The sequence below is a fragment of the Pseudomonas sp. genome, from assembly GCF_050739935.1.
In the GTDB taxonomy this organism is placed as follows: Bacteria; Pseudomonadota; Gammaproteobacteria; order Pseudomonadales; family Pseudomonadaceae; genus Aquipseudomonas.
In genome coordinates, this window is sequence record NZ_JBOICF010000024.1 from 1 (window position 1) to 9,783 (window position 9,783).

10 protein-coding genes and 2 tRNA genes are annotated in these 9,783 nt (G+C 58.2%); 1 reads left to right on the forward strand and 11 read right to left on the reverse strand.

The window, feature by feature from the left end:
* Positions 1 to 232 precede the first annotated feature (232 nt).
* From ACRER8_RS04285 to ACRER8_RS04310, 6 genes are all read right to left on the reverse strand, one after another.
* Positions 233 to 308: transfer RNA gene (locus tag ACRER8_RS04285), tRNA-Thr, on the reverse strand.
* A gap of 295 nt (positions 309 to 603) precedes the next feature.
* The gene (locus ACRER8_RS04290) at positions 604 to 1,809 is read right to left on the reverse strand and encodes a methyltransferase (protein WP_431745114.1); all 1,206 of its coding nucleotides are present in this window, start codon (positions 1,807 to 1,809) and stop codon (positions 604 to 606) included.
* A gap of 200 nt (positions 1,810 to 2,009) precedes the next feature.
* Positions 2,010 to 2,699: an ABC transporter permease gene (locus ACRER8_RS04295; protein ID WP_431745115.1), complete on the reverse strand. Its 690-nt coding sequence runs from the start codon at positions 2,697 to 2,699 to the stop codon at positions 2,010 to 2,012.
* Positions 2,696 to 3,391, reverse strand: coding sequence for an ABC transporter permease (locus tag ACRER8_RS04300; protein WP_431745116.1), 696 nt, complete (start codon positions 3,389 to 3,391; stop codon positions 2,696 to 2,698). The genes ACRER8_RS04295 and ACRER8_RS04300 overlap by 4 nt, the downstream gene beginning before the upstream one ends.
* 54 nt (positions 3,392 to 3,445) lie before the next feature.
* Positions 3,446 to 4,210: an ABC transporter substrate-binding protein gene (locus ACRER8_RS04305; RefSeq protein WP_431745117.1), complete on the reverse strand. Its 765-nt coding sequence runs from the start codon at positions 4,208 to 4,210 to the stop codon at positions 3,446 to 3,448.
* Between the two features lie 13 nt (positions 4,211 to 4,223).
* Entirely contained in the window at positions 4,224 to 4,997 is a 774-nt protein-coding gene (locus ACRER8_RS04310) for an ABC transporter ATP-binding protein (protein WP_431745118.1), read from the reverse strand.
* 427 nt (positions 4,998 to 5,424) lie between these two features.
* Between ACRER8_RS04310 and gabP the strand changes: the two genes are divergently transcribed.
* The gene (gabP, locus tag ACRER8_RS04315) at positions 5,425 to 6,816 is read left to right on the forward strand and encodes a GABA permease (protein ID WP_431745119.1); all 1,392 of its coding nucleotides are present in this window, start codon (positions 5,425 to 5,427) and stop codon (positions 6,814 to 6,816) included.
* Between the two features lie 93 nt (positions 6,817 to 6,909).
* On the opposite strand, the gene ACRER8_RS04320 is transcribed toward gabP, so the two are convergent.
* From ACRER8_RS04320 to mutY, 5 genes are all read right to left on the reverse strand, one after another.
* Positions 6,910 to 7,452, reverse strand: a complete 543-nt coding sequence (locus ACRER8_RS04320; protein WP_431745120.1) for a cytochrome b — start codon at positions 7,450 to 7,452, stop codon at positions 6,910 to 6,912.
* 92 nt (positions 7,453 to 7,544) lie between these two features.
* A complete protein-coding gene (locus ACRER8_RS04325) occupies positions 7,545 to 8,036 on the reverse strand; it encodes a hypothetical protein (protein ID WP_431745121.1) in 492 nt (163 codons plus the stop codon).
* Between the two features lie 158 nt (positions 8,037 to 8,194).
* Positions 8,195 to 8,270: transfer RNA gene (locus ACRER8_RS04330), tRNA-Phe, on the reverse strand.
* 102 nt (positions 8,271 to 8,372) lie between these two features.
* Entirely contained in the window at positions 8,373 to 8,645 is a 273-nt protein-coding gene (locus ACRER8_RS04335; protein ID WP_081563613.1) for an oxidative damage protection protein, read from the reverse strand.
* Positions 8,642 to 9,709, reverse strand: coding sequence for an A/G-specific adenine glycosylase (gene mutY, locus ACRER8_RS04340; RefSeq protein WP_431745122.1), 1,068 nt, complete (start codon positions 9,707 to 9,709; stop codon positions 8,642 to 8,644). Before mutY ends, ACRER8_RS04335 begins: the two co-directional genes overlap by 4 nt.
* Between the last annotated feature and the right edge of the window lie 74 nt (positions 9,710 to 9,783).

Below are 9,783 nucleotides of genomic sequence, written 5' to 3' on the forward strand. Positions count from 1 at the left end.
GTCTGTAGGTTTTGCCAAGCGGCAAGCTGCGTCGGAGAGCGGAGCTGTGGTGCGCGACATAAGGGTACTCCCTTTTATCGAAGTGACCTGTATCCCAAACTCTACCCTTAAAACGGTTGGAATCCACCAGTTTCTGACGGAAACCGATGGAACGCCAAAACGAAAAAACCCGCCAGAAGGCGGGTTTTTCGGGGGTTCTAGAGATTTTGAAAGCCTTCTCTGGAACCTTGTATGGTGCCGGCACCAGGAGTCGAACCCGGGACCTACTGATTACAAGTCAGTTGCTCTACCAACTGAGCTATACCGGCGTTGTGGGCGCTGATTATAGGGATTTGATCTGTCGAGTAAAGCCCTAATTTCAGTTTTTTTACGGGGCTTATGCCGGATCGCGATTGCGTTTATTCACAAGCCGTGCAGATAAGGGTGAGTGCGGGGCGATTTTGTGGAACTGTTCTCATTCGTTCGCAAGCTACTGTTTTTTCGAAAATTTAACAGCTGTATAAAAAATGATCAGTTTGATAAGTCTAGCGCAAGGCAGGTTTTTCATGCGTTCGCGGGATTTTCGTCAACAGAGTTATCCACAGGGCAGCGCTTCAGGTTGGCTTATTTTCGTTCGGCGAGGATGAGTAGATTTCTCGGTGTGAGGCGGCTGTCACAAAACGTGCCGATCCGCACGCTGTAATGGCGCTGTTGCAGATACAGCGCGCGATCGAGAATGAGCCAGAGTTCGAGAGGGCGGCGGAAGAGGTTGCGGACGAGTTCCAAGTTGCGGACTTCGGCCAGACGTCGCCAGCCGGCGGCTTCGAGCGCGTGCCAGTTCTGGTCGGCTGGCGCGAGCAGTTGTTTGAGTTCGGCGAGGTCGCGGCAGTAGTCGGCGAAGGGTTTATCGAGCCAGGCGCCGGGCAACGAGGGAGTGGGCAGGTATTCGTCGATTCCGCGCAACCGCCGTTGCAGCAGGTCAAACGCCAGGCGGCGGGCCATGGAGGTGTCGCGTTGGCGACGAACGCGGGCGCCTGCGGTGACGGTTTCGCTCAGCGGCAGGCCGAGATCGTCGAGGGACAGTTTGAGGGTCGATGCCTGGCCTTCAGCCGACAGCGCTTGATAGTGATCGCTGGCGATGCGGTTGTAGCAGCACGGGGCGATAGCCATGTGGGCGCAGTGAGCGTCGCTGGCCAGTTGCATGAGGCGTACGTGAAGATCGCCGCACGCATGCAGGGCGACGGGGGTGTGATGCGATTCCAGCCGGCATGCGGCAGCGTCGCCCATGACGTCTTGGTGCAGGTGCGTCGCCTGAATGCCCAGTTTGGCACTGAGCTGATGACCGGCTTCCACCAGTTGCGCATCGTATTCGAGGCAGGTCACGGCTTGGCCGTCATGGGCCAGGCGTCTGCCAAGGTGGCCTTTGCCGGAACACCAGTCCAGCCAGTGTGTTGGTGTGTTTTGAAAACTCAGGCTACCGGCGAAGGCTTCGATTTGTTGCCATTTGCGACCGGGTACGTCGACGCTCATGCGCGATGAGATGGCGTTGAGGGCGTGGGTCGGCAGGGGGTCGATTTCGCTCAGCGCCTTCGACTGTGTGGCGATATCAGCGAACGGCGCAGGGGCGTCGAGTTGTTCGGGATGGTTGTGGGCTGCTTCAGCCTCTTCCAGCGAGCGCTGGCGCAGCCATGTGGATAGCTCCGGGTGTTGTGATTCCCACGACAGTTGGCCATGAGTAAAGGGTTTTGGTCGCCACAGGCATTGGTGCGCGAGCAGGAAGGCGTCGAGCGCGAGGAAGCGGGAGTGGAGGTCGGCGGCGTGCAGGGGCATGGTCGGAAAGAGCAGTGCTGGGCGTGGGAAAAGCTTACGGGGTATTGAGGGTAGGAGGTAGCTGAGGGTAGGTAATTAATCCTGTTGGAGCGAATTCATTCGCGATGCGGTTGGCATCCGACAGGGATGTGTTGGATGTACGCGCGCATCGCGAATGAATTCGCTCCCACAAGGGCATGGGATCCGGCAACAGATTGTGTCTAGCGTCCCTGACTCGCATCCACCCGCAAATATCGCTCCAGCAGTTTGAAGCCCTGAACCAGCACGAAGGACATCACCAGATAGAGGATCCCCGCAATGAAGAAGGTCTGCTCCGGCATATAGGTGCGGGCGTTGATGGTGCGGGCCATGCCGGTGATGTCGAGCAGAGTCACGGTACTCGCCAGGGCGCTTGCCTTGAGCATCAGGATGACCTCGTTGCTGTAGGCGGGCAGCCCGATGCGGGCGGCGCGGGGCAGGATGATGTAGAGCAGCGCTTTGCCCCTGGACATGCCCAATGCGCGGGCGGCTTCGACTTCGCCCACCGGCACGGCCTGAATCGCACCACGCAGGATCTCCGCGATGTAAGCGGTCGTGTGCAGGGTCATGGTCAGCGCGGCACAAAAGAACGGCTCGCGCAGGTAAGGCCATAGCGCGCTTTGGGTTACGGCGTCGAACTGTGCCAGCCCGTAATAGACCAGAAACAGTTGCACCAGCAGCGGCGTGCCGCGGAAGAAGAAAATGTAGGCATAGGGCAGGGCGCGCACGTAGCTATTACGTGAAGCGCGAGCGATGCCCATGGGGATTGCCAGTATCAAGCCTGCGACCACGGCGATGGTCACCAGCTCCAGCGTCAGAGTCGCGCCCTGCAGCAGTTTTGGCAGCCATTTGAGGACGAACTCCCAGCTCACGACGTACTCCTCACGAACCCGACCGATGCGCGCCGCTCAAGCCACGCCAGGCCAATCATCGACAGCGCGGTCATGCCCAGGTACATGAATGCAGCGACCATATAGAAAGTGAATGGCTGTTTAGTGGTCGTGACGGCGATCTGCGCGTGACGCATCACTTCCTCGAGGCCGATCACCGATACCAGCGCGGTGTCTTTCATCAGGATCATGAACAGGTTGCCCAGGCCCGGTAGCGCGATGCGCCACATTTGCGGCATTACCAATTTGATGAAAATCCGCGCGCGTGACATGCCCAGCGCCAGGCCTGCTTCGCGGTGTCCCTTGGGAATCGACAACATGGCGCCGCGAAACACTTCCGTGGCATACGCGCCGAAGCACAGACCCAGCGCGATCACGCCCGCCGCAAAGGCGCTGAGCGACAGGTTGGGGATGCCGAAAAAATGCCCGATGGCGCGCATCGAACTGACGGTGCCAAAGTAGATCAACAACACCCAGAGCAATTCAGGAATGCCGCGCACCAGCGTCGAATAGGTGCCGCCAAGCCATTTCAGGGCGCGGTTGGGTGAGGTCTTGGCAAGCGCGCCGAGCAGGCCCAGGACGAGACCGAGGCACAGCGCCGACAGCGCGAGTTGGATCGTCATCAGCATGCCGGCAGCGAGGGCCGGGCCGAATCCTTGGAGGTCGAGGTTCATGGCTTGCTTGTATAGAGGATAAACGCCGCTCGCTCGGGCAAGCGGCATTGCCGGTCAGAGGATGCTGAACGGAAAGTACTTGTCGTTGATCTTCTTGTAGGTGCCGTCTTCGATGATTTCCTTGAGCGCGGTGTTCAGCCTCTCGCGCAATGGATCATCCTTGCGCACGGCAATGCCGATCTTGTCATCGCCGAACATCGGCTCGCCCTTGAATTCGAAGTTCTTGCCGGCGTCGCTTTTCAGCCATTCGTAGCTGGCGTATTTATCGCCGAGCACTGCATCGAGGCGGCCGGACGTGAGATCCAAAAAGGCGTTTTCCTGAGAGTCGTAAAGTTTGACGGTGACGTCATCGCCCCAGTTGTCTTCCAGCCAGGTGCCGGACAGGGTCGCACGCTGGGCGCCGATGGTCTTGCCTTTCAGGGTTTCTTTGATCGCTGCGGTATCGCCCGTCAGATTGGTCGATTTCGGCGCGATGAACTGCAGCTTGTTCGAGTAATACGGGTTGGTGAAATCCACGGCCTGTTTACGTTCGTCGGTGATCGACATCGACGAGATGATGAAGTCGAATTTCTGCGCGTTGAGGGCAGGGATGATGCCGTCCCAATCCGAGGTGACCACTTCGCAGGTGACTTTCATCTTGGCGCATAGCGCGTTGCCGATTTCGACGTCGAAACCCACGACCTGTCCGCTGGCGTCCTTGTTGTTGAACGGCGGGTAAGCACCCTCGATGCCCATCTTAAGGGTTTCGTCAGCGAAGGCACTGGTAGCCATGGCCAGAGTGGCGGCCGCGGCCAACAGAATTTTTTTCAGGGTCTGCATCGATGTTGCTCCGTTAGCGATTGCTGGACATGAATTGTTTGCAGCGCGCCGATTGCGGGTCATCGAAGACCTGTTGCGGCGATCCTTGTTCTTCTACCAACCCTTGATGCAAGAAAACCACTTCACTGGATACCTGCCGGGCGAAATTCATTTCGTGGGTCACCATCAACATGGTCCGACCTTCTTCGGCCAGACCACGAATCACGTTAAGCACTTCCTGCACCATCTCCGGATCCAGCGCGGAAGTCGGCTCGTCGAACAGAATGACCTTGGGCTGCATTGCCAACGTGCGGGCAATGGCTGCTCGCTGTTGCTGACCGCCGGACAGCTGCGCCGGATACACGTGGCGTTTATCGGCAATGCCAACCTTGGCCAGCAACGCTTCTGCCACTTCGATCGCCTCGGCCTTGCTCTGACCCAACACGCGGCGCGGCGCCTCGATGATGTTGTCGAGCACGCTCATGTGCGGCCACAGATTGAAGTTCTGAAAGACGAAACCGATTTCGCTGCGTAGGCGATTGATCTGACGATTGTCAGCGGCAATCAGTTCACCCTTGCGGGTCGCCTTGAGCCTGAGTTCTTCGCCAGCCACCAGGATCTGACCCTGATGCGGGTTTTCCAGCAGGTTGATGCAGCGCAGCAGCGTGGACTTGCCGGAGCCGGAAGAGCCCAAAATCGAAATTACATCGCCATCCCGTGCGCTCAGCGAGATGCCCTTGAGCACCTCCAACTGACCGTAGCGTTTGTGCAAATTGCGGATTTCCAGGGCGGGCGTGGCCTCAGCCATGTGGGGTCCTCATATGTGTTTCGGTGTACTCACGGCGCCCGACGATCAAGCCGGCCTGCGCAAAAAAGGGCGCGATGTTGCCAGCTTTAAACGCCGTGGGGAAGGGTATTTCGGCCAGGAAATCGATCAAAGGTCGTTTAAGTGCCCCTATTTGGTGCTAATCGGTCGCATGTGTGTATTTTCGGTGCGACCAAACGTCTCTATCCTGTTGCGCTCGGTAACATTTCCTACAGAAATGGCGAAATGCCATTTTTCTCAAGCACTTACCGAGCGCTTCTGCAACGGGCATATCCACGCACGACGTCGCTTTTGAAACATTTTGGCGTAGTTTTTGCGTAAAAAATAAATAACAGGGCCGTTGCGATCTTTTTACGAAAAGATCCTGACCTGTCCTGATCCGTATAAAAATCCTCAAAGGTTGCTTTACATGAGCAGTACCCCAAACTCTTCAAACCTCGATCAGGGGCTTAAATCGCGGCACATCACCATGCTTTCCATTGCTGGTGTGATCGGCGCGGGCCTTTTCGTCGGTTCTGGCCATGCCATCGCCGAGGCGGGCCCAGCGGTTCTGCTGGCCTATGCGGCGGCCGGTACCTTAGTGATTCTTGTGATGCGCATGTTGGCGGAGATGGCGGTTGCTTCACCGGACACCGGCTCCTTCTCGACTTATGCTGATCGCGCAATCGGCCATTGGGCCGGGTTTACAATTGGCTGGCTGTACTGGTGGTTCTGGGTGTTGGTGATTCCCCTCGAAGCCAACGCTGCCGCAACGATTCTCCACGCATGGTTCCCGAATATCGCGATCTGGGCCTTTACTTTGGTCATCACCTTGCTATTGACCGCTACCAACCTGTTCAGCGTGAAAAACTACGGTGAATTCGAGTTCTGGTTCGCGTTGATCAAAGTCCTGGCAATCATCGGTTTCGTCATTCTCGGCATCGCCGCCGTGTTCGGCCTGCTGCCGAGCAGCCAGGTCAGCGGTATCAGCCACGTGTACGACACGCAGGGTTTCCTGCCCAATGGCATGGGCGCGGTACTGGCAGCGATGCTGACCACCATGTTCTCGTTCATGGGGACCGAGATCGTCACCATCGCAGCGGCGGAATCGAAGAACCCAGGCCAGCAAATTACCAAGGCCACCAACTCGGTGATCTGGCGGATCTGTCTGTTCTATTTGCTGTCGATCTTCCTGGTCGTAGCGCTGGTGCCCTGGAATGACAGTCGTCTGGCTGAGGTCGGCTCATACCAGACTGTGCTCGACCTGATGGGCATTCCCAACGCCAAGTTGATCGTCGATCTGGTGGTCCTGGTCGCCGTGACCAGCTGCCTCAACTCGGCGCTGTACACCGCTTCGCGCATGCTCTTCTCCCTCGGCAAACGCGGCGATGCCCCGGCCGTTTCGCAACGCACCAGCAAGGCCGGCACCCCGTACTGGGCCGTGTTGCTGTCGACCGCTGCTGCATTCGCTGCGGTGTTCGCCAACTACGTCGCACCCGCTGCAGTGTTCGACTTCCTGCTCGCCAGCTCCGGCGCCATTGCCCTGCTGGTGTACCTGGTAATCGCCGTCTCGCAACTGCGCATGCGCCGCAAGCGTGAAGCCGAAGGCCAATCGATCGACTTCCGCATGTGGCTGTTCCCGGGCCTGACCTGGGCAGTGATCGTGTTTATCATCGCCGTGCTGACCATCATGCTGTTCCAGGAAGGCCACCGCATGGAAATCATCGCCACAGGGCTGCTGAGCATTCTGGTTGTGGCTGCCGGCTTGATCGTGTCGAGCCGACGCAAAGCAGTGAAAGCAGGGAAGGTCGTGCTCAATTGATGGGTGATTGAGTCGGCTTCGCCGGTGAGAAAGGGCGGCTGCCATCAGGAGTGATGGTGGCCGTTTTTTTGCTTCTGAGGATAAGCAATGATGCTAGCGCATCCTCCCCAGCACCGACTCCCCCCGCACCTGATGCATCACCACCGCCGCCAGATGCAGCGCCACCAATCCCGCCAAAATCGCGCAGAGGACGTGATGCAATTCGTGCAATTCCAGCAGCGCGACTTTCGAATGAACAAGCTGTGGCAGAGGCACAAGCGCCAGAAGCATGACTGGGTGACTCATCATCAGCACACCGGTAATCAAAACACCTGAAACAGCCGCGTATATCGCCTTGTGCGCCACGCTGGCGAACCGTTCGTGCGTGTTGCTGCGCGCGCGCTGAGCCCGAGTCGTAACGGCCAGCCATAGGCGCCAGGCGAAGAACGGGATGAAGAGGGTGGTGAGCTGTGGGTTGATGGACTCGACCCACTGACGGAAAGGGTCATTTGCCTCCAGCAGCGCCACGCCAAAGCCGCTGAATGTAGCCCAAAGGATGACGGCGGCAGATAACCAGTGCAGAACAATTCGGGGTTTGGAGTAAGCGCTCGCTTCATCCGCTGCTGTTGCGGACGAAGGAGTAGAAAGATGTGTCAAAACGGCCAGCCTTTATTGAGAAGGAGTTGCATTCTCGTGATGGCGCAAAGCTACCGTCTTGACGGTTGTCATGCAAATTAAAAACGGCTGTCTTACCGGCGACCTGCATCGCGGGCGCTTTTGCGTTGCAGGATGTCAGACGCTTCGTTGTAGGCATCCTGGAACGTGTCACTGCCGAGCCACTCAACGGTGACCTCTTCTTCTTCGTCGTGGAAGATGCCGCGATAGGTGATGAGCAAGGCCATCAGGAAGTCCGTGGCCGGGTCTTCTTCTTCCTCGGCAATCACCAGTTCCAGCACCGGGTATTGCAGGAAGACCACACACATGGCCAGCAGGCTGATCGCTTCAGCGGCTTTCATCGCCTGGAACAGGTCGTCGTAATCGGCGGGCTCGAAGCCGTTCTCCATGATGTCCTTGAAATCGAAGGTGCTCAGGTCAATCGCGACGTCGTCAAACGGCTCATTGACGAACGCGTGATTCAGCACCGGATGCACCGCGTTCGGCTTGCCTTTGCCCGAACGGTTCTGCTTGGCCTTGGCTTTGGCGCGCTGGGCACGTTTTTGCTGTTTGTCTGGGGAGGCCATGCGCGTCGGTCCTTTTGCAGGCGAGGGTGATTTTGCGGAGGGCTATTGAATCGCAGCTATCGGAATTTACCAAGGGTAGCCGGGCAAAGATTGCCCTGATAAATCGCGCCCAATAAAAAACCCCTGAATCTTTCGATGCAGGGGTTTCTCGGTATTAGTGGTGCCCAGAGACGGAATCGAACCGCCGACACGGGGATTTTCAATCCCCTGCTCTACCGACTGAGCTATCTGGGCAACGGGGCGCATTAGACGTGTTTTTCAGGAGGTCGTCAAGCGTGTTGTCGAAAAAAATTTGAATTATTTCCTCCGCTTACGATTAACACTGTCTGCAAAGGGTTATTCGGACGGGGGAACGTAGCCTTCGGCCTTGGCGTATTCTTCGCCCGAGAGGTACTTGTCCATCTCGGCCTGCAGAAACTTGCGGTCTTCGGCGTTCATCATGTTCAGACGGCGCTCGTTAATCAGCAGGGTCTGGTGTTTCTGCCAGTCGGCCCAGGCTTTCTGCGAGACGTGGTTGTAGATGTCCTCGCCCTTTGCACCTGGATACGGCGGGCGCTCCAGGCCTGGCAGTTCTTCTTTGTACTTGCGGCACATTACGGTGCGGGTCATGACGACTCTCCTGCATTCAATACGTCGGCTGCGTTCTTCAGCAGCTTCTTGACCGGGGCGGCGAGGCCCAGGCGCGGCGGGGTGGCGAGGTTATACCAGAGCCAGTCGTCCTCGGCCACGTGATGGGCGGACTCCTGGACCTGGACCAGCCATGGTTCGATGGTCAGCTGAAAGTGGCTGAAGGTGTGGATCAGCCCCGGCAGAGCCTGATGCTTGCCCATCTCCAGCGCGTGCTGATCAGCCAAGTGTTGCATGTCGTCGAACTCGTCCAGTTCCGGCAGGCTCCACAAGCCTCCCCACAGGCCGGTCGAGGGACGACGATAAAGCAGAATCTCGCCTTCATGGTTGGCAAAGATCGGCATCAGTGTGCGTTTTTGCGGCACGGTCTTGCGTGGCTTCGGAATCGGGTAACGGGTTTCCTGGCCGAGCATGTGCGCTTCGCAGCCGCGTTCCAGCGGGCACAACAGGCAGCTGGGCCTGCTGCGGGTGCAGAGCGTGGCGCCCAGGTCCATCATCGCTTGGGTGTAGTGATTGACCCGGGCGTGCGGTGTGAAGCGCTCTGCGGTGATCCACATCTGCTTGGCGACCTTGGGCTCACCCGGATAGCCCTCTTGAGCGGTAAAGCGCGCGAGAACGCGTTTGACGTTGCCGTCGAGGATCGGCGCGCGCAGGCCCATGCTGATACTGGCGATCGCGCCGGCCGTGGATTGGCCGATGCCGGGCAATTCGGTGAGCTTTTCTACATCGCGAGGAAATTCACCGCCGTGTTCGGCGAGGACGATCTTCGCGGCTTTCTGCAGGTTGCGGGCGCGGGTGTAATAGCCCAGGCCAGTCCACAGGTGCAGCACTTCGTCTTCGGGCGCGTCGGCCAGCGCCTGAACCGTGGGCAGGGCTTCCATGAAGCGATCGAAATAGCCCAGGACGGTGCTGACCTGAGTCTGTTGCAGCATGATTTCCGACACCCAGACGCGGTAGGGCGTGATGTCGTGTTGCCAGGGAAGATCGTGGCGGCCGTGACGGTCATACCAGTCTAGGACGGCGGAGGAGAACTGCTCGGGTTGCATCATGGTTCCGGTGTTCAGGGAAAAGTTTGGAGTCGGGACTGTAGGAGTCGGCTTGCTGGCGAACGCGGTATGTC